The following is an 18,983-nucleotide window of genomic DNA, read 5'->3' as shown; positions in this document are numbered from 1 at the left end:
TTTCATCTAAAGGTTACTCAGCTCTACGACGCCGGTTCTCTGATCGACGTCGCGAGTTTATGTTGATGCGACGATTGGATTATCGCGTCGGCGCACTCGGAAGCGGTTTGATACTTGTGACGGATCTTTCCACTCATCCGACCGAGCTCAATTTCGCTCCTGTCGATACGCTGCCACGCATCCCACGAGACATAGCGAACCACTCTGGCGTTCAATATTCTCTCAAGGGAGGCTTCGCGTTCAGATCCGCTAGGCTTGCATGCTGCTGCAGCGACGAGCTGGGCCACGGCCTGCGCGCTTCCGCGGCTTTCCGGTATCGTGCCTCTGCCCGCGCCCATCGCCCACCCCACTGCGAAGGTGGACTCCCTTCCCGAAACCACACCGTTGGAGTGCTCGATGCCTTCCCGGGCATCGCCACCGCCGATGCCCGGCAATCCCCCGGCATGCTGTCCGACGGCGTGAATGACGAGGTCGGCGGCGAGCTTCCGCGGCTTTCCAGAGAAAAGCACATGCAGGGCGCCCCTCTCGTATCGGGAAATCACGCAGCCAAAATGAAATCTTATCGGACGTGCATCGCGGACCGGCGCCACGGAAAATCGACGCAGCACCTCCAGCGCACCGTTGTTACGGGTTTCGCCGCATTCCAGCAGGTCCAGCTGTTCGGGAAGAGGTTGAAAATATTCAAGCTGAGCGAGTTCTCCCAGCTCCGCGACGGAAAACCGCGTCTCTCCAGCCCTGCCTCGACCGATGATGTCGATCTGTTCCAGGGCGTTGGACTGCAGCCATTGAACTCCCTCGGTCGAGAGATCGAGCCTCGCCAGTACATTAGCGGGCTTCGCCAACAGCCGGACCATATCAAGCGCGACATTTCCGTTGCCAATGATCGCAACTGAACGCAAGGGCTTGCGGGAAAACGGGGGAAGACCCGGATAGCCATTCAACCACCGCGCAAGATCGAAGGCGCAGACGCTCTCGCAATCATCTTCTGCCGGAAATTCGACCGTCCGTCCGCGGCTGGCGCCAGTGGCGAGCACCACCGCGTCATAGATCTGATCGAGCTCGGCAAGCGACAGATCGCGCCCAATCTCCACGCCACCGTAATATCTGACGTTTGGCCTGCGCATGGCGCGCGCCAGGATCTGAGTAACACTCTTGGTACCCTGGTGGTCGGCCGCCACGCCGTACCGAACCAGCCCGTATGGAAACGGCAGTCGCTCGAGCACATCGATACGTGCCGACGGATCGAGTCTGGACATCGCATCCGCAAAATAGATTCCCGCCGGACCGGCCCCGACGACCGCGATTTTTTTGGTCGTGGTCACTGGCTTACTTCCCTGGCCGTGGCGCGCTGTCCTTCGATCAGGCGCAACCAATTCCCTGCCCATCGCAGTGCCAGCTCAGACTTGTCCGCTGGATCGGAGGCGTCGATCACCAGCAGATCGCCGACGCGTGTTGCGCCGCGTTCGGTCAACAGACCATCCCAAAGCCGTCCGCCATTCGCGAACGTCTTGGGATAGGTCACATTGTCCCCGAGCGTAACGGCGCCATACACAAGACCGGAGAGGTCCGGCCTGCTCTCCCGGACAAGGTTGAAGAATGGGATGGTTGGTTCGGGCACTTCGCCTTCGCCATAGGTACTGCTGACGACCAGCGCAGTGCGCGCGCCGGCAAGCTGTTCCAGCGTTGCCTTTTCCAGCGCCTGGAACGCGAATTCATGACGGTCGCAATGAGCGGCGGCGATGTCTTCCGCAATCATTTCCGCCGTCCCTGTCATCGTCGCCACCAGAACCAGTATCTTTGCCATTGACTTGGCCTCTATCAGAGCCGGCTTTCGCACGGCGATCGCGCCCGCTGTTGGATCGCCGGACGCTACTTCCACAACCATGCTGCGAGAATTCCGGCCGCCAGTACGGCCACTGCCAGCGCCGCGCCGGTGGTCTTGGTGACGAAGCCTGTCGCCGAGGCATCGGTGGCCGGTAAGAGCACGGGGTTCGCTTCCGCCGCTAGAAGATCGGAAAATTTTCCGAAAAATTCCTTCGCGACCTTCTTCGCCGTTCCCTCGATCATTCGGCCACCGATCTGGGCCAGCTTCCCTCCAACTTGCGCGGAGACGACATACTTGACCAACGTGCCAGCGCCATCGGGGACAAGGTTGACCCGCGCCTGTCCTTTGGCGAAATCCGCGGTGCCGCCTTTGCCCTCGCCGACGATCACGTATGAATTGGGAGGATCGATCTCCCGTAACGTCACCGCGCCGGCAAACCGCGCGCGGATCGGTCCGACGGCAATACGCACTTTCGCCTCGAAATTGTCGGGTCCGCGCGAAACCATGGCTTCGCAGCCTGGAATCGCCTGCATCAAGATTTGCGGATCATTCAACGCCCGCCAGACCTCCTCGCGGGACGCGTTGATGCGATGCTCACCACTGATTTCCACGGTCAGGTACTGCCTTTTATATCGGAAGCGCGGGCGGCCCGGATCAAGCCGGTCAGGCGGGATGGCCGCAGCGGGATGCTGTTGATGTTTACGCCCAGCGGTGCGAGCGCGTCGGCGATTGCGTTGGCGATCGATGGAACTGCTCCGATGACGCCACCTTCGCCGACACCCTTGAAACCGCCGACCGCGTCGATGCTCGGGGATTCGATGTGGTCGGGCTTGCAGTCGGGTACGTCCAGTACCGTGGGAAGCAGATAGTCGAGGAGGCTCGCGTTGAGCATCTGGCCCTGGTCGTCGTAGACCACCTCCTCCATCAGGACCTCGCCGATCCCCTGCGCTATCCCGCCCTGGATCTGGCCATCGACGATCATGGGGTTGATCAACCGCCCGCAATCGTGAACGACGACGTATTTTTCAAGTTCAACCGATCCATCGTCCGGATCGACAGCGACCTGCACCATGTGAACCGCGTTCGCCATCGTCGCGAGAGGCGGATCGTAAAAGTCTGTAGCTTCGAGACCGAAATCTTCTCCCGGCGGCAATGACGACGAGTTCATGGAATATGCTGTCTCGGCGACCATCTTGAGCGGCACACCGAGCCCGGTGCCCTGAACCTCAGCCCGGCCGTTGCGCAGGATGACGTCGCCGGAATCGCACTCGAGAAGGTGCCCGGCGATCCTCCTGATCTTTGCAGCTACCTTCTCGGAGGCACGGATGATTGCGCCACCGCCGGTTACCGCGCTGCGGCTGGCAAAGGTGTTGCTGCCGTAGGGAGAGCTTGCCGTATCCCCTTCGATGACCGTCACGTCTTCGATTGGGACGCCGAGTTCGTCGGCGAGAATCTGCGCAAAGGTCGTCAGATGCCCTTGTCCGGCCGAGGCATGGCTGACGAATACCATCATCTTCCCGCTTGGATCGACGCGCACCAGCGCGCTGTCAAAGCCCGGAATTTTGACAATGCCGCGGGCGCGCCATCCCGGCGCACCGGTGCCGGAAATCTCGGTAAAGCAACAGATTCCGATGCCGCGATACTTTCCATTCATCAACCGATTGGACGGCTGCCGGGAACGGAACTCCTCGTATCCGATTAGCTCCATCGCCCGTCGCAAGCATTCTTCGTAGCTTCCGGTGTCGTAGCGGACGCCAACCGCATTGACGTAGGGAAGCTCGCGCGTCGGGATGATATTGCGAAGCCGCACTTCAGCTGGATCAATGCCGAGACGACGGCCGATACGGTCCATCATCCCCTCGATTGAAAAGAAGCATGACGGCTGCGCAACGCCACGATAGGCGCCTGATGGACAGGTATGGGTCGCAACGGCATAGGCCTGATAGGCATAATTCTTGATCTTGTAGGGGCCGACAATCATCCGCACTCCGCCGGTCGGCTCCAAGGTGCAGCCGAACGGGTAGCTCGAATAGGCGCCGGCATTGGTCGTCAGTTGGACCTTCAGCGCCTTGATGAGGCCGTCTTTCGAAACCGCGGCTTCCAACTCGTAAAGGTGATCGCGCGCGTGGATATTCGTAAGGAGCTCTTCGCGGCGATCCTGAATCCATTTCACGGGCCGGCGATATTTTCTGGCGAGTGCCGGAACAATGAGTTCTTCGGGATAGAATTGAGCCTTGGTCCCGAACCCACCCCCGACTTCGGGAATGACAACACGTATCCGCGCCTCAGGCATGCCAAGATGATACGCAACGCCAGTTCGGACCAAATGAGGGATCTGTGACGACGTGTATAAGGTGAAGCTGTCCCCGACATGATCGGGGATCGCCAGGCAACCTCTGGGCTCAAGGGGCACGCCGGCGACCCGCCCGGTCCGGAAGCGTTCCCGGATCACCATGTCGCCCGAACCAAATGCCTTTTCGAACTCAGGCGTTGAAAAGCTGATGTTCAGGATCGTGTTGCGGTCGATATGATCGTGAACCAGGGCGGCGTCCGGATTGCGTGCGGTCTCAAGGTCAGCTGTCGCAGGGAGCTGTTCATACTCAACTGCAACCAACTCGATCGCATCGCGCGCCGTATACGCGTCTTCGCAGAGAACGACTGCGACGTGCTCACCGACGAAACGGACCCGGTCTCTTGCGATAACGTCGCGCGTGTTCGAGATGTATCCCGCCATTCCGATCTCGGTCAGCATCGGCTTGACGAGCTTGGCCAGGTCCTCGCCTGTCAGAACCGCGACCACGCCTTCAAGCTTGAGAGCCTCTGTTACGTCGATCGACTTGATTAAGGCGTGTGCGTGCGGACTGAGGACAAAGCCGAGATGAATGAGGTCCTTCGGTTCCGGAAGGTCATCAACGAACTGGCCCAATCCCCTCAGGAGGTAATCGTCTTCCCGGCGGGGGACATTGGTACCGACATACTTGGCGCCCGTGTTGCCGCTGCTAACCATGCTCGGCCTCCTTCTCTGCGGAGACCCCGGCCTTTATCTTCTCAACTGCAGCGACTACGGACTTGACGATGTTCGAATAGCCAGTGCACCTGCAAATATTGTTGGTTAGAGCCTCGCGTATCTCCGTTTCGGAAGGGTTGGGACTGCTTCTCAACAGCTCCGTCGCTGTCATCAGGAAGCCAGGCGTACAGAACCCGCATTGCAGGCCGTGATTCTCGTGAAACGCCGTCTGAAGCGCGTTCAGCTCATCGCCTTTAGAAAGCCCTTCGACAGTGGTGATTTCGCTGCCCTGGACCGCAATAGCAAAGTGCAGACAGCTCCTGGCCGTAGCTCCATCGATAAGTATGGTGCAGGCGCCGCACACTCCATGTTCGCACCCGATATGCGTGCCCTTCAGACCCGCTTCGTGCCGCAGAAAATCCGCAAGGAGATAGCGCGGCTGCACTCTACGCCTGAATTTTCGCCCGTTCACGGTCAGTATTACTTCCACCTTGTCCGTCATGGCCGCCCCCCGCCTTCATCGGCGATGATCTCGTTTACTGCGCGCGAAAGCAGCGTTCTCGCCAAATGCTTCCGATGCGCCGCGTCGGCATGGATGTCGGACGGTGGATCGACATCGCGGTAAGCCATCTCCGCCGCTTCGGCAATAATTTCGGGCCCCAGTTTTTTGCCTTCCAATGTTTCTTCCACATTGCGCAAGCGAAGTGCCACAGCGCCGGCACCAAGCGCGGCAATCCGTGCTCCAATGCATGTTTTGTCATCATCAAAATTCAATTGTACCGCGAGCCCCGCTACCGCAAACCCGTGACGCCGGTTTCCCAGCTCCAGAAACGCCGCACGCTCTCCTGCGCTTCGCTTGGGGAAACGTACGGCCTCGAGCATCTCACCAGGCTCTATGCAGGTGCTTAGTTCGGAGACAAAGAAGTCGGCCGCGGCAACGTCGCGTCGGCCGCTTTGCCCGTTGACCACGAACGTCGCATCCAGCGCCAGCGCGACCGCGGGCAGCTCAGCGAGCGGATCTGCATGCGCGAGACTGCCACAGACAGTTCCCCGGTTGCGGTTCGCCATTCCCCCGATCAACCTCGCGGCTTTCGCCAAAAGCGGGACCTCGCGTTGCACGAGTTCCGACTGCTCGACCTCAATCTGTCTTGTCAGCGCTCCGCACACGATTGCCGTGGAACTTTCCCTGATGTAGGAGAGCTCGGTACAATCGTTGATGCTGATGAGCACGGCAGGCTGCAACATCCGTAGGTTCAGGAGCGGAACCAGGCTCTGACCCCCGGCGAGGATCCGGCAGTCTTCACCGTGGTTGCCGAGCAGCGCCAATACGTTGTCGAGACTTCGTGGGGCGAAGAAGTCAAAGGATGCCGGTTTCAAAATGAATAACTCCCTTGACCTCAGTGAGGCAGCGGTACCAGCCCTTTTGCCGCCTCGATGAGATCCTCGGCTATTGGCAATCCGTCGCGGACCAGCTGTTCGCCGTCAATCCAGATCGACTGCTTGCTGAGCACTGCGTCCGGATGGTTCTCTCCACCGCCAGGCATCCACCACGGCAGGCCCATACCGACGGCGTTATTTCCCATGACCCGCGAGTCTTCGATGAATGAATGACCCGTCGCCCGAGCCCCTGGGTTCATGCCGTAGGTAAAGTGGATAACGAAACCGTACTCGCCCCCACCTGCCCGGCGCAAGGCACGATCCAGAAGCAGGCGGTCCGCTCCGCCGCCCTCGATTTCCCTGATTTTTCCGTCGACATGAACCGTTAGCGGCTCACTCAATGTCGTGAAGTATTCATGGAAAATGGCAGTGAACTTCAGCGTACCTTTCACTGACTCCAGTTCCGGAAACATCGTGCACGAGCCAGGAACGAGAAAGGTTCCCGCTTTGTCGGCACGTCTTGGCTTGCCGAATGGCGGGTCGGCCAGCTTGAAGGTGACGTCGCTGCCTAGCCTGTCCGTAATCCTGACGTCATGCCCTTTCAGACTGGTCAGCGCCTTCTCGAACGGGCGAAGCAGTTCGAAGTATTTGTCGAGATCGACCGCGCCGAACAACCGGAACAAGCCCGCGCTGCCCATGTCACCGCCCAGAAGATACTTCGCCGAGCCCTCACGGGTGGCCTCGTCGTGAACATGGCAGCCCGCCATATAGGGGAACGTCAAATCGATCCAAACGTCGCAATTCTTTACCGCCGGTCCAACCGCCGGCGGAACGAATGGATCGGCCAGCGCTCCCTGAAAGGGAAGTCGCGGCATCGTCAGGATTACCGCCCTCGCCTGCGCGGCCTGAACCCGCCGGAAAATCGCGTCGATTGCCCGCGCGTCCGTGTCCGTGTCGACGGTGATCACGACCGAATCGCCAGCCTTGGTGCTCATATAGTCGACCAGTGCGTCGGCAGCCCGGTCAAGATCTGGCGTGGATGCGAAGTTCGCTGACATTATCCGACATCCTTGCCGACCGTGCCAAAGATGCGGTCGATATGCGCGTTCAGGTAATGATGGAGCGGCTTCTCGAGTGTCGACATTCTCCCCGGAACATACGCTCGAGACCCCATCGCCTTCTGCATGGACTCAACCATCTGCTGATCTTCACCCAGCACTTTGCGCTGATAGTCTTGGTAGATTTTCAGCTTCTCCTGAATATCCGGCCGCTCGAAGACCTTTTCCGGGAAAAGATGATAGACCCAAATCTCGCACTCGTTCTCGGAGATCGGCCACACGATCGTGGGGCGAACACAGTCGACCCTTCCGAAGATCGTAAAGTTCGGCGCCATGAACCCCGTGCAGGCAAAGCTCTTATCCTGGTCTTCCATCCACGGCATCTTGCCAAGGAGAAGCTCGCCGCCCGGCGTAGGTGGACCCGCCTTGTAGAAGATCGTCAGGCCGCCCTTGTCCTTCAGTACGACGTCATCGTTGGTCCAGGTGAAATTCGCACCGAACGTACCGACGTGAAGAACATTGACGTGATAGAAGTCCATCAGATTTTCGGGGACAAACTTCCAATTGCACTTCAACGGAATCACGATCTTGTTGCCGAGGCGACAGTTTTCCATTTGAAGGAAGCCGAAGTCCTTTTCGAACTCCGCAACGAATTCCATCAATGGCGGAGCGGAAGGATTGAACGTGATGAAGATATTGCGTCGCCAGGTATCGATCCGGATCGGACGCAGCCGGCAATTGGCCGGATTGAAGCCGGCGCTCTCCTTCATGTGACCCGCGCCGGTAAGCTTGCCTTCGAGATCGTAGACCCAGCCGTGGTACGGGCACTTGAACGCGCGCGTGTTGCCGTCGCCTTCGGCCACTTCCACGCCGCGATGAGCGCACATGTTGTAGTAGGCGTGTAGCGACCGGTCCTTGTTCCGGGCGATGATGATCGGCTCCCCCACGATGCGACGCGTCATGAAATCGCCGGGCTTCTCCAATTCCTCCTCGCGGCCCATGTAGAGCCAGTCCTTCATGAAGTAGCCATCGATCTCGCGCTGGAACGCCTCCGGCGAACTGTAGATGTAGCCCGGGGCATGAGCCGCCTCCGGCAGCGCTTGGCGCGGCCCGCGAAAATCCATGACGCTTCCAAGTGAGCTTCCGTTTCCGCCAGTCATCAAAGCACTCCTTCGTTTCGCAAACCCGGAACCGGTTCAAAATGGCCGGATCCGCCCTTCTATAGATCATCTTATTCTGTATTGCGCAACACGTTTTGCAATACGACATACACAAAAAATGCCGTGCGGTCGCCTTATCTGCGCGGGTATGGATGCAAGGGGTCGGAAACCCTGAGGTCTGGCGGATAAACCAGAACAGGTTTTCCTTTTTGAAATTGCGCCGGATAAACTACACCCCTGCGATTCAGGCCGTCGTGATCGAATTTGGTCTGGGAAAAGAAGGTTTCTCCATCGTAGTTTCGTAGCCGTTCCCGAAGTCCCTCCGTCGTCGGCAAGGATGCTGCGGAACTCAGGACGTTGGCCAGAACGACGAGATTATTGGCGCCGCAGGCTGCTACAAAATCCGGCGGAGCCTCATTGAATTTGGCCAGATAGGCAGCGGCAAATTCGCGAGATGTTCCGATATAGCTGTCCCTCGTTTTGTCGAGAGTCGGATCCCAGAACGTCGGAACAAACGCGCCGTTGATGGCGTCACCAATGCTTTCATGAAGTTTGGTCGGCGCCTCAACCACGATCATCGGAGGAAAGAAATTTACCGCCTGCATTTCCTTGAAGATCGCGATGATCTCGGGCGTGTAGCAATTGATGACCAGCATGTCCGGATTCAGGCGCGAGACCCGCTCCAGGGCGCCCCCGAAGTCCTGCGACTTGGGCGCAAAGAATTCGGTTCCAACAAGCTCCAGCCCTGCTTTTGCCACGTCTGCGGGGAGATAGTCCTTAGCCGTAAAAACTCCGAGCTCGTCGCTCGGAGTGATCATTGCGACGCGCCGAATTTTTGGGTTGGTGAAGTTGGCGCCCATCTGGCTGATCAAAGTGTAGTATCTGCTGAATGGCGGCATCGCGCCGAACAGGAACGGGTTGCCGGCTTGCGATGCAAATACGCCGTCAACCTGCGCCCAAAGGGCAAGCATCGGCACGCGCAGGCGTTGAGCCACCGGGATGATCGTGCGGGCGATCACGCTTCCGACGCCGCCGATGACGAATTGGGCGTTATCGCTGGTTACAGCTTTCTCGACGAGCTTTGCGCAGGTCGACCCATCGGTCTTGTCGTCGTACATCTCGACGTTGAAGGTAAATGTCTTGTCACCTACCTTGACGCCTTTTGCGTTGATTCTCTCCAGCGCAATATCCATGCCGCGCTGAAGCTCCTGCCCATAACGGGCAAAGCCGCCACTAAGGCTGTTGACACAGGCGATACTGAACTTCTCCGGCTTCTGTTGGCCCAATGCCGCCACCGGATGAAGCGCTGTGGAGGCGATACCAATTCCACCCAGCTTGATTGCGTTGCGACGCGTTATTCCTCGTTTCATACCACTCCTCCAAGATAGCTCTTCACGACGTGCTCACTCTCGAGCAAATGCTCGGAGTATCCCTGCAGGACGATCTGCCCCTGTTGTATGACGATAGCGCGATCGGAGAAGCCCAACGCGACACCGACGTCCTGCTCAACCAACATGATGGTCGTGCCCGCCTGATGGATCCCCTGGAGTGTGAGCAGCAGCTCTTCAACTATGATCGGGGCGAGCCCCAACGACAGTTCGTCGACGATCAGCAGTCTCGGGAGCGCCATCAGCGCCCTGCCAAGCGCGCACATCTGCTGTTCGCCACCCGACAGGGTGCCGGCCAATTGCCTTCGTCGCTCGCGCAGCCGCGGAAAATAGCCGTATACATTCTCCAGGCGTTCCCCGAGAGCTGGCGATCCCGTCCGCCGGCTGAAAGCTCCAAGCCGCAAATTTTCGTCAACCGTGAGACCGGCAAAGCAGCGTCGGCCCTCGGGCGATTGGCTGATGCCGTGTCTTACGATATCCGCAGCATTGCAGCCCGCAATATCAGTTCCTTCGAAGTTGATTGATCCGCTCATTGGCGCAATCAGTCCGGAAATGGTGCGCAAGAGCGTGGATTTGCCGGCTCCGTTGGTTCCGACGATGGCAAAAATCTCGCCCCGACTCACGCTGAAGGTCACGTCGCGGAGCACATGGATGTGTTGGTAACCCGCATTTAATCCAACGATACCAAGAATGGTTTCGTCGGGAGTCTCGGGCTCGACGGGTATTTTCCCGACTGCTGAATGACCCAGAGCGTTCATCGCCGCTCCGCGTTAGCTTGTGTGAGACGGGATCGGGATCGGCGGACCGCGCCGGCCTCGACGTTGCCCAGATACGACCTCTTGACCTCGTCGTCGTTAAGGATCGTCTCGGGAGAACCCTCGGCTAATTTCCGACCATTGGCCAAGACGATGACGCGGTCGCTGACCGCCATAACGGCCGGCACGATGTGCTCGATGAAGATGATCGAGATTCCCTTTGCTCTGACCTCCCTTACGAGATCGAGCGCAGCCCGCGCCTCCGTGGTATTCAGCCCACCAAGTGGCTCGTCGAGCAGCAGCACTGACGGATCCGCAGCCAAAGCACGCGCGATCTCAAGCCTCTTGAGCGCCGCGGTCGTAAGCGTGGCGGTTGCGTGGTCGCGAACCGCACGAAGCCCAACGTCGGTGAGGATCTCGTCGGCCAGCAGACCTGCTTCGTGTGTGTTCCGGGCCGGTGCGGATCCGAACAGTCGACCAATCATGACGTTCTCGCGCACCGTCAGGTCGGTAAAGGGCTCCGGCACCTGGAAGGTTCGCACAATTCCCATTGCGCATCTGGAATAGGGTGGAGATGAGGTGACGTCCCGCCCCCGGTAGCGAATGTTGCCGGCGCTGGGGTGCAGTTCCCCGGCAAGCAAATTGACGAGGGTCGTCTTTCCGGCACCATTTGCTCCAATCAAGCCGACGATCTCGCCGGCGCCGATTTCAAGATCAATTCCGTCCACCGCGAAAAGGCCGCCGAATCTTTTCGTCAGACCGCTGACCTGGAGAATTGAGTTCATTACCGCACCCGATAGCGCATAAGATTCTGTTGCAGGCTTTTTGGGGACAATGTCGCCCAGCCGCCCCGGAATACTTTCGCGAGGCCATCCGGTTGAAAGAGGACCACTACAATCACGATGGCGCCGGAGACGATCTGGCTAATCTCGGCGAATCTGACGCCTAGCCATTCGTTGAGGAGGAGTATCAAAATTACGCCCACGATCGGACCCACGACCGTACCGCGTCCGCCAAGCAGCACCATGACGATGACCTCAAACGTCAGCGCCAGGCTGAATGCCTCGTTGGCCTCGACCGACCCCTGCCAACAGGCCCACACGCTACCGACGGCAGCCGTCAGGAAGGCACTCAGCAGGAACACTCCGGCTTTCAGGTTCGGAGCAGAGATACCCAGCGCAGACGCGGCGCGCTCGCTGTCTCTGACCGCTCGCAAGGCAAGCCCCCAGCGCGAGTATTCAAAGCACAGCGAGACTGCGACCGAGACGAGCGCACAGCCCGCCATTATGTAGAAGAATATCCGGTTGTAGGCATCGGCCGAGTAGGCTGACAAGCCAACATGGGAGATGATGTTGACAGCTATCCCGCCGTTGAACTTGAACGCATTGAGATTGATCACGAGATTCCGGATCGCCTCGGTGGCAAGCAATGTCGCGACGACGAAGTAATGCCCGCGTAATCTTAGGGTGGGTATGCCTACGATTACTGCGATCAAGACAGAGGCTCCGATAGCCGCCGCCACCGACAGACCGAGAGAAACGCCGTTAATCAGGAAGATGGCAGTCAGGATCGCGCCGGTGCCGAAGAAGGCGGCATGCGCGAGCGACATTAGCCCAGCATATCCCCCGATCAGATTCCAGGCTTGAGCCAACGCGACGAACATGAAAACGGTTGTTGCGACGCGCAGACCGTAGGGACCCACGACCATCGGAATGACGACTAGGGCGACGCCGGCCGTCAGCGCAGCGATGGCAAGCAATTGGGCTTCGTTCTTGTGCATCCGTTACTGTCCCAGCGCCGGAGGCGCCTTGCATTTCTCAGGCTTCGTAGAAGCGCCGACCGAGAATTCCGTTCGGGAAAAGTATGAGTGCGACCCATACCAGCGCCATACCAACGAGCATGCTGTAGGTCGCACCAAATACGTTCGCGACCGCGCTGGACGCGAAGCCGACTATCAGCGCGCCGATCAACGGCCCGATCAAACTGCCCAATCCGCCCAGCACCGTGACGACAAGGATCTGCAGCAGATAGTGGTCCCCCATACCGGGAAAAGCGCTGTAAACGAGGGTAATCAATGCGCCCATTGCACCGGCAAGCGCGCCTGATATCCCGGCTGTAAGATTGAAGATCGATCCTATGCGAATACCCACCAGCTTGGCGGCCTCGGGATCCAACCGCGTCGCACGAATTGCGGCCCCGAGTTCCGTCCGGTCCACGAAAACCCAGACCGCCGCCGTCAATGTGAGGGCAATCAGGAATGTCGCGATGCGGGCATAAGTGAGCTTCGCTCCAAACACGACGGCATAGCCACGAAGGTAGTCGGGAAGGTTGATGCTGCGGTACTCCGCTGACAGGAAATAGAGCACCAATCCGACCAGCAGCAGGTTTAGCCCGTAGCTCAGGGAAATCCCGAGCGACGCAGGCCCGCCTAACACGTACTTGAACAGCAACTCCTGGGTCGCATATCCGACCGCGAAGAGAACCGACATGACGATCGGGATGGTCACCAGCGGATCGATCCCCGCCTTCCAAAGAAAATAACTTAGATAGCCGCCGAGCATTATGAACGCGGCATAGGCGATGTTCAGCACATTCAGCACGCCCCAAATAAGAGCGAAGCCGAGCGCGCCGATCGCGTAGATCCCCGCGAGCAAAAGTGCATCGAGAAGAATTTGAAGTGCGGTCGCCATGGCTGATATTTTCCTGGCCGCAAAAAGTCATATTTGATTAATTACGCATAGTGAAATGCATTTCGCAATATGATTCTTGCATTGCGCTGCAGCACCGGCCCGGCTGAGTTTGACCGCTTTGGGTTATCTGTTCGGGATGTCCAGCGGATAAATCCGGTCGGCAGGCATGCCGGCCGCGGCCTTTGCGGGACCTCGACCTATGAGGCGCTCCGCTATTTAGCGCTGTGTCAACCGCGTAGGTTGCTCGATTAGAAAGCGCACCAATTCGGCGACATCCCGATCGTGAAGGCCGGCGGACAACGCCGCCGATACGCTTTCGGTTGTGACAGCAGTCGCAGGCGCGGAGCAGCCGAGTTCGCGCGCAGCAGCCAGGATTTGGCCGAGATCCTTGAACGCTCCGGCAAGATCAAAACCGACCTCGCCGGCCGCTCCCAATATCACCGGCGCCTTTGCTGCGACCAGCGGCAAACCGGCAGCGCTATCTCCGACGACGTCGAGCATCTTTTCGACGGAAAGTCCGCCCGCCTTCCCCATTGCCAGTGCCTCGCCCAGTCCCTGCCAGTAGACGAGCAGCAACGAATTCACGACGAGCTTCATCAAGGAGGCGGTTCCGGCCTCCCCCAGGAAATGGCACTTCCTTCCCAGGGCAGTAAATACTGAACCTGCGGCATCGAAAGTACTGCGCTCGCCTCCTACCATAAACAGCAACGAACCGCTGCGCGCAGGACCCACGGTGCCCGACACCGGCGCGTCCAGAAAGCGTGCGCCGTGACGTTTCAGACTGGCGGCGACATCTCGTGCTGTCGGGGGGCGAACAGTCCCCATATGGACAACGATCTTGTGCTCAATCGGAAGCAAGCAAAGCTGATTGGTCACGTCAACCAGCGCATCGTCGTCGCGCACGACGACCAGTATGCAGTCCGAGTCCTGCACCACAGCGGCGATCGATTGAACAACAGCCGTGGACAACCTACCCACCTCCGGCAACGGCGTTCGGTTCCAGGCCCGGAGGCCAAAACCACAATCGAGCAGCCGCTCGCCGATCGCGCGTCCAAGTCGGCCGAGGCCGATCAAGCCGATACGCATTGGTTCAGACACAGAGGCTGTCAACGTTTGCTGCGCGCAGCTTTTGGAACAGGCAAAAGCAATGCTGGCGGGTCCCCGCGCGGCGTGGTCGATTCGTCGCGATCGAGCCATTCGGCTAGCGATCCACCGGGTGCTTCGGCATTGAAGCCGAGGCGCCGGGAAACTTCCTGCGTCTTGCGCAGGAGGACCTCTCCATCGCTTCCGGGACCCTTCACCTGCAAGGTGCCGGGAAGACCAACCATGCCCATCACTGCCAGGATCCGTCCCTGATGGTCAAATATCGGGGCGCCGAGTGCGCTGAGGCCAGGCACCAGGAGTTCTTCGGTATGACTGAGGCCGGCCCGCTGTATTTCGCGGATCAATCGACCGGCATCTCTCTCCGTGCGTATGCGCAGTTTGCTTTGGACAAACTCGTTCTTGAGTTCGATGGAAAGCAGCGATTGGGTGGTCCCACGCGGCAGGTACGAAAGGAATAGCCGCCCGCTGACGCTGCGCAAGATAGGCAGGATAGAGCCCACATTGAGATTGCAGATCAAGGTCTCTGTGCTGTCGTACCAGGCAATAATGATGGGGCCCCGCTCGCTCCAGATTGTCAGCAAGACGGTACGGTCCATCTCCTGATTAAGGTCGATCAGCGCCGTGGTGGCGATTCTAATTCCATCTTGACGGTTCAGCGTCGTTAGTCCGATGCGCAGCGCCATTTTTCCAAGATCATAACGGCCAGTCGTACTGTCCTGTTCGACAAGGCCGCAACGCAGGAGGCTAACAAGGTATCGCCTCGCCTTGCTTGCTGACATGCCGGCAGCACTGGCGAGCGCCCCGAGATACAAGGGCCCCGCCGAGCCGGCTAGCGCATCCAGAAGTTGAGAACCAACTTCTATCGACTGGACGCCGTTGCGCCTGTCTAAATCACGTCGGGCAGCAGTGGGCTTCTTCATATTGAGTGTCCGCACCATGGTGCGCATCCCCTAGATCAGATTTTGGACCGGCGCAATCAAATCGGCCCAAAGCGACTGCCCAAACCCGGGGAGCCCATTGAATTGGAATTGGGTATGCCTCATTGCATAATACGTTTTGCAATGGTAAATGTCACGCGAAATTTCCAAGTGGAGCGTGGCTGTGGCAGCAACTGACGAAATAGCCTTCATGACCGCAAGCGAGATTGTCCGTCGATATGCCGACGGCAGCTTGTCGCCGGTGGAAGCATGCAAGGCAGCAATTTCACGGATTGAGACGCATAACGAAAAGATCAACGCGTTCACCCTTTTGGATAGCGAGCGTGCGCTGCGGTCGGCTGCTGAATCCGAAGCGAGATGGCGACGCAAGGAGCCGCTCGGCCGGATCGACGGTGTGCCCCTGTCCGTCAAGGACACGCTCATGGTGAAGGGTTACCCCTTCCGTCGAGGTTCGCGTGCCACGAGCACCGACCCCGTCAGGGAAAGCGCTCCGATCGTCGATAGAGCCCTCGAGGCCGGTGGGATCATGCTCGGAATCACGACGACGCCAGAATTTGGCGCGGGACCAATCACCATCAGCCCCCTGACTGGCACCACGAGAAATCCATGGGACCTCAGCAAGAACTCGGGGGGATCAAGCGGCGGCGCGGCAGCTTCAATCGCGGCGGGGATGGGTCAGATTGCTCTGGCGACCGATGCCGGCGGCTCGATCCGCATTCCCTCCGCGCTATGCGGCGTCGTCGGAATGAAGGTTACCGGCGGCCGCCTGTCGACCTATCCTCCGAACGTGGCCGGCACGCTGTCGTCGCCGGGGCCGATCACGCGCTCAGTCGAGGATAGCGCCTTGGCGCTTTCAGTCATTTCCAGTCCGGACATACGCGACGTTGATGCGCTGCCGCCGGATCCAGACCCGGACTATGTGCACAGCATGTCCGGAGGCATCAAAGGACTTCGCGTCGCTTTTACGACGACGTTGGGATACGCACCCAAGGTTCATCCCGAGATAACTGCAGCCGTGCGACGTGCGGCCAAACAGTTCGAAGGATTGGGAGCCACCGTAGAAGAAGCTCACCCCGATGTTAAAAATCCAATCGGCTTCTTTCTGACGCTATTTCGTTCCGGCTTCGCCTACTCGTTGCGCAATTTCTCTGCGCACCAATTTGCCCTCATCGGAGAGCAGCTCCGCGACGTCGTGGAGAATGGCCGCAATGTTACTGCATTGGAGTACCTCGCGGCACAAGACGAACGCCGCGCCTTGGCTCGCGCCTTCCAATCGTTCTTCCAGGATTTTGACTTGCTGCTCAGCCCTACATGCGCTGTGCCGGCTTTTGCCGCCGACAGATGGACGCCGGAAGACTTCGCTGAGTTCGAGGATACCCGCGCTTGGACACCATTCGGCTATCCCTTCAATATGACCCAGCAGCCCGCGATCAGCGTTCCCTGCGGGTTTACCGAGGAGGGACTCCCCATTGGACTGCAGATCATTGGTCCGCGCTTCGCGGATCGCCTGATCCTTCGCGCGGCAAGAGCCTATGAGGCCCATAGCCCTTCGCAAGGGATCCGCATCCCCTTCTAAGGCAAGTTCAACCGTTCACCCTAATTTCGCAGAAAGATCCAAGATGCCACGCGCATTCCGTATCGGCCAGATCGTGCCAAGTTCGAACATCACCATGGAAACGGAGATTCCAGCCATGCTGCTCGCAAGGCACGAAGTCGCGCCGGAGCGCTTCACCTTCCATTCGAGCCGAATGCGCTTGACAAAGGTCACCAAGGAGCAGCTTGAAGCCATGGACAGGGACTCCGACCGCTGTGCGGCAGAGTTGTCCGACGCGCGTGTCGATGTGATGGGCTACGCGTGTCTCGTGGCCATCATGAGCATGGGCCGCGGCTACCATCGTGCTTCCGAAAAGCGCCTGCAGGATGTTGCCCGCCTGAACCATCCCCCAACGCACGTGGTCAGCAGCGCCGGTGCGCTGGTCGAGGGATTGTCGGCGTTGAAGGCCAAGCGGATTGCGATCATCACTCCTTACATGAAGCCATTGACGCAGCTCGTTAAGGACTACATCGAAAGCGAAGGCTTCGAGGTGCTCGATGCCATGTCTCTTGAGATCGCCGATAACATCGTGGTTGGCGAACGCGATCCAAATGCCCTGATTGAACTCTACCCGAAGCTGAATTCATCCGGTGCCGATACAATCATTGTTTCTGCCTGTGTCCAGATGCCGTCGCTGCAGGCAATTCCTGCGGTGGAAGCATTGAGCGGCAGGCCGGTCATCTCGGCGGCCGCTTGTACCGTTTATGCGATGCTCAAGAAACTTAACCTGCCGACCCGTGTTCCGAACGCCGGAGCGCTTCTGTCGGGAAATTATTGAGAATCCTGCAATCCATAGCAACCAGATGCGTGCAAACCTACTGACGGCCACCGAGGCATCGGCGAAATTCGCGCAGAAGCAGCTGACCTCGCGAGAACTGCTGGATTCGTGCCTCAATCAGATCGCGTCGCGCGAGCCGATCGTTCAGGCCTGGCAATTTCTCGATCGAAAACGCGCCGCCGATCGCGCCGCAGAGGCCGATTGGGGCATGTTGGAGGGCCTTCTCACGGGGATTCCCCTCGGTATCAAGGACATTATCGACACTGCTGACATGCCGACCACCTACGGCTCGAAATTGTTCGACGGCAACATGCCCACGGCAGACGCCGTATGCGTGAACAAGCTCCGCGAAGCAGGAATGATCACGCTGGGCAAGACAGTCAGTACCGAGTTTGCCTACCTGCAGCCTTCAAAGACGGCCAATCCCAGCCATCCCGCCTACAGCCCGGGTGGCTCCTCGAGCGGATCCGCGGCGGCCGTCGCCGCCTGCATGGTACCCGTTGCACTTGCCACGCAAACGGCCGGATCCTGTATCCGGCCGTCGTCATACTGCGGTGTCTTTGGCTACAAACCAACCTTCGGCTTGTTTGACACCACGGGTGTGATGCGGCTCGCCCAGTCGCTGGACACGCTCTGTCTCATAGCGCGAAGCGTCAAGGACATCGCGCTCGTTGGTGGTCAGTTATCGAATCGGATTGAACCTCTTGCGACGCTTCCCGGTCCACCGCCGGCCCGGATCGGTTTTGCGATCCTGTCCGAAGAATGGAGCGTGGATTATCCCGAGGCATTCGCGGTCTATAATCCAATCAAGCGCAAGCTCGCTGACGCCGGTATTTCTTTCGTCGACGTCGACCTGAGTAAGGCTGTCAGAGGACTACACGGACTGCATGGAGACATTCTGAGCTTCGAGGCGGCCTGTAACTTCGGAGCGCTTTATGACATGCGCGATGGAGATATCTCTGCACCGGTCGCGGAGCTTGTCGGCAAGGGGCGAGCTATCTCAGGCAGTGACTTCCAGCAGAAGCTTTCCGAGGCCGAGAGGCACCGTTCGTTGATGGATCGCCTGCTTGAGGATTTCGACATCGTCATAACACCGAGCGCACCAGGGGGTGCTCCCAGGAGAGACGCCGGGACCGGGCTGCCGATCTTCAACAGCTTCTGGACACTGCTTCATGTGCCCTGCATTACGATTCCAGCGCTGAAGACGGCGAGTGGTCTGCCGCTCGGCATCCAGCTCACCTCCAGGAGGGATTCAGATCAGGCCTTGCTGGCCCATTCTGAAACCCTTGCTGAAGTGTTGGGTGCTTGA

General features: G+C 58.9%; 18 protein-coding genes. 3 read left to right on the top strand and 15 right to left on the bottom strand.

Annotation, left to right across the window (positions count from 1 at the left end):
• Positions 1-23 precede the first annotated feature (23 nt).
• The 15 genes from ACSQ84_RS03595 to ACSQ84_RS03525 form a co-directional block, all read right to left on the bottom strand.
• Positions 24-1,322: an FAD-dependent oxidoreductase gene (locus tag ACSQ84_RS03595; RefSeq protein ID WP_436210258.1), complete on the bottom strand. Its 1,299-nt coding sequence runs from the start codon at positions 1,320-1,322 to the stop codon at positions 24-26.
• Complete coding sequence (locus tag ACSQ84_RS03590) at positions 1,319-1,885, bottom strand: flavodoxin domain-containing protein (RefSeq protein ID WP_436210257.1); 567 nt, start codon at positions 1,883-1,885, stop codon at positions 1,319-1,321. Before ACSQ84_RS03590 ends, ACSQ84_RS03595 begins: the two co-directional genes overlap by 4 nt.
• Entirely contained in the window at positions 1,870-2,436 is a 567-nt protein-coding gene (locus tag ACSQ84_RS03585; protein WP_436210256.1) for a CoxG family protein, read from the bottom strand. The genes ACSQ84_RS03590 and ACSQ84_RS03585 overlap by 16 nt, the downstream gene beginning before the upstream one ends.
• 2 nt (positions 2,437-2,438) lie before the next feature.
• Positions 2,439-4,832 carry a xanthine dehydrogenase family protein molybdopterin-binding subunit gene (locus ACSQ84_RS03580; RefSeq protein ID WP_436210255.1) on the bottom strand — a complete coding sequence of 798 codons (2,394 nt, stop codon included), beginning with the start codon at positions 4,830-4,832 and terminating at the stop codon, positions 2,439-2,441.
• The gene (locus ACSQ84_RS03575) at positions 4,825-5,334 is read right to left on the bottom strand and encodes a (2Fe-2S)-binding protein (protein WP_436210254.1); all 510 of its coding nucleotides are present in this window, start codon (positions 5,332-5,334) and stop codon (positions 4,825-4,827) included. The genes ACSQ84_RS03580 and ACSQ84_RS03575 overlap by 8 nt, the downstream gene beginning before the upstream one ends.
• Positions 5,331-6,209, bottom strand: a complete 879-nt coding sequence (locus tag ACSQ84_RS03570; RefSeq protein WP_436210253.1) for an FAD binding domain-containing protein — start codon at positions 6,207-6,209, stop codon at positions 5,331-5,333. Before ACSQ84_RS03570 ends, ACSQ84_RS03575 begins: the two co-directional genes overlap by 4 nt.
• A gap of 20 nt (positions 6,210-6,229) precedes the next feature.
• Positions 6,230-7,267: a hypothetical protein gene (locus ACSQ84_RS03565; RefSeq protein WP_436210252.1), complete on the bottom strand. Its 1,038-nt coding sequence runs from the start codon at positions 7,265-7,267 to the stop codon at positions 6,230-6,232.
• Entirely contained in the window at positions 7,267-8,427 is a 1,161-nt protein-coding gene (locus ACSQ84_RS03560) for an aromatic ring-hydroxylating oxygenase subunit alpha (protein WP_436210251.1), read from the bottom strand. The genes ACSQ84_RS03565 and ACSQ84_RS03560 overlap by 1 nt, the downstream gene beginning before the upstream one ends.
• A gap of 134 nt (positions 8,428-8,561) precedes the next feature.
• Positions 8,562-9,797 (bottom strand): ABC transporter substrate-binding protein, encoded by a 1,236-nt coding sequence (locus tag ACSQ84_RS03555; RefSeq protein ID WP_436210250.1) that lies wholly within the window; start codon positions 9,795-9,797, stop codon positions 8,562-8,564.
• The gene (locus ACSQ84_RS03550) at positions 9,794-10,573 is read right to left on the bottom strand and encodes an ABC transporter ATP-binding protein (protein ID WP_436210249.1); all 780 of its coding nucleotides are present in this window, start codon (positions 10,571-10,573) and stop codon (positions 9,794-9,796) included. The genes ACSQ84_RS03555 and ACSQ84_RS03550 overlap by 4 nt, the downstream gene beginning before the upstream one ends.
• On the bottom strand, positions 10,570-11,355 hold the full coding sequence (locus ACSQ84_RS03545; RefSeq protein WP_436210248.1) for an ABC transporter ATP-binding protein: 786 nt from the start codon (positions 11,353-11,355) through the stop codon (positions 10,570-10,572). Before ACSQ84_RS03545 ends, ACSQ84_RS03550 begins: the two co-directional genes overlap by 4 nt.
• Complete coding sequence (locus ACSQ84_RS03540; RefSeq protein WP_436210247.1) at positions 11,355-12,350, bottom strand: branched-chain amino acid ABC transporter permease; 996 nt, start codon at positions 12,348-12,350, stop codon at positions 11,355-11,357. The genes ACSQ84_RS03545 and ACSQ84_RS03540 overlap by 1 nt, the downstream gene beginning before the upstream one ends.
• Before the next feature lie 37 nt (positions 12,351-12,387).
• On the bottom strand, positions 12,388-13,260 hold the full coding sequence (locus tag ACSQ84_RS03535) for a branched-chain amino acid ABC transporter permease (RefSeq protein ID WP_436210246.1): 873 nt from the start codon (positions 13,258-13,260) through the stop codon (positions 12,388-12,390).
• Positions 13,261-13,476: 216 nt separating this feature from the next.
• A complete protein-coding gene (locus tag ACSQ84_RS03530) occupies positions 13,477-14,346 on the bottom strand; it encodes an NAD(P)-dependent oxidoreductase (protein WP_436210245.1) in 870 nt (289 codons plus the stop codon).
• 20 nt (positions 14,347-14,366) lie between these two features.
• Positions 14,367-15,302, bottom strand: a complete 936-nt coding sequence (locus tag ACSQ84_RS03525; RefSeq protein ID WP_436210244.1) for an IclR family transcriptional regulator — start codon at positions 15,300-15,302, stop codon at positions 14,367-14,369.
• 130 nt (positions 15,303-15,432) lie between these two features.
• On the opposite strand from ACSQ84_RS03525, the gene ACSQ84_RS03520 reads away from it, so the two are divergent.
• The 3 genes from ACSQ84_RS03520 to ACSQ84_RS03510 are packed head-to-tail and all read left to right on the top strand — an operon-like array spanning position 15,433 to position 18,983.
• On the top strand, positions 15,433-16,878 hold the full coding sequence (locus ACSQ84_RS03520) for an amidase (RefSeq protein WP_436210243.1): 1,446 nt from the start codon (positions 15,433-15,435) through the stop codon (positions 16,876-16,878).
• A 43-nt stretch (positions 16,879-16,921) separates the two neighbouring features.
• Entirely contained in the window at positions 16,922-17,674 is a 753-nt protein-coding gene (locus ACSQ84_RS03515) for a maleate cis-trans isomerase family protein (protein ID WP_436210242.1), read from the top strand.
• Positions 17,675-17,699: 25 nt separating this feature from the next.
• On the top strand, positions 17,700-18,983 hold the full coding sequence (locus tag ACSQ84_RS03510; RefSeq protein ID WP_436210241.1) for an amidase: 1,284 nt from the start codon (positions 17,700-17,702) through the stop codon (positions 18,981-18,983).

It is taken from the genome of Bradyrhizobium sp. LjRoot220 (assembly GCF_964252915.1).
Taxonomy (GTDB): Bacteria; Pseudomonadota; Alphaproteobacteria; order Rhizobiales; family Xanthobacteraceae; genus Bradyrhizobium.
The sequence above is the reverse complement of the archived record's forward strand: the minus strand, read 5'-3'. Positions and strand labels throughout refer to the sequence as shown.

Excerpts from the sequence above, each read along its gene's own strand:
- ACSQ84_RS03530 (WP_436210245.1), bottom strand. The coding sequence starts at position 14,346 with ATGCGTATCGGCTTGATCGGCCTCGGCCGACTTGGACGCGCGATCGGC.
- ACSQ84_RS03540 (WP_436210247.1), bottom strand. The coding sequence starts at position 12,350 with ATGCACAAGAACGAAGCCCAATTGCTTGCCATCGCTGCGCTGACGGCC.
- ACSQ84_RS03525 (WP_436210244.1), bottom strand. The coding sequence starts at position 15,302 with ATGGTGCGGACACTCAATATGAAGAAGCCCACTGCTGCCCGACGTGAT.
- ACSQ84_RS03580 (WP_436210255.1), bottom strand. The coding sequence starts at position 4,832 with ATGGTTAGCAGCGGCAACACGGGCGCCAAGTATGTCGGTACCAATGTC.
- ACSQ84_RS03575 (WP_436210254.1), bottom strand. The coding sequence starts at position 5,334 with ATGACGGACAAGGTGGAAGTAATACTGACCGTGAACGGGCGAAAATTC.
- ACSQ84_RS03590 (WP_436210257.1), bottom strand. The coding sequence starts at position 1,885 with ATGGTTGTGGAAGTAGCGTCCGGCGATCCAACAGCGGGCGCGATCGCC.
- ACSQ84_RS03555 (WP_436210250.1), bottom strand. The coding sequence starts at position 9,797 with ATGAAACGAGGAATAACGCGTCGCAACGCAATCAAGCTGGGTGGAATT.
- ACSQ84_RS03560 (WP_436210251.1), bottom strand. The coding sequence starts at position 8,427 with ATGACTGGCGGAAACGGAAGCTCACTTGGAAGCGTCATGGATTTTCGC.
- ACSQ84_RS03565 (WP_436210252.1), bottom strand. The coding sequence starts at position 7,267 with ATGTCAGCGAACTTCGCATCCACGCCAGATCTTGACCGGGCTGCCGAC.
- ACSQ84_RS03550 (WP_436210249.1), bottom strand. The coding sequence starts at position 10,573 with ATGAACGCTCTGGGTCATTCAGCAGTCGGGAAAATACCCGTCGAGCCC.
- ACSQ84_RS03535 (WP_436210246.1), bottom strand. The coding sequence starts at position 13,260 with ATGGCGACCGCACTTCAAATTCTTCTCGATGCACTTTTGCTCGCGGGG.
- ACSQ84_RS03515 (WP_436210242.1), top strand. The coding sequence starts at position 16,922 with ATGCCACGCGCATTCCGTATCGGCCAGATCGTGCCAAGTTCGAACATC.
- ACSQ84_RS03510 (WP_436210241.1), top strand. The coding sequence starts at position 17,700 with ATGCGTGCAAACCTACTGACGGCCACCGAGGCATCGGCGAAATTCGCG.
- ACSQ84_RS03545 (WP_436210248.1), bottom strand. The coding sequence starts at position 11,355 with ATGAACTCAATTCTCCAGGTCAGCGGTCTGACGAAAAGATTCGGCGGC.
- ACSQ84_RS03520 (WP_436210243.1), top strand. The coding sequence starts at position 15,433 with ATGTCACGCGAAATTTCCAAGTGGAGCGTGGCTGTGGCAGCAACTGAC.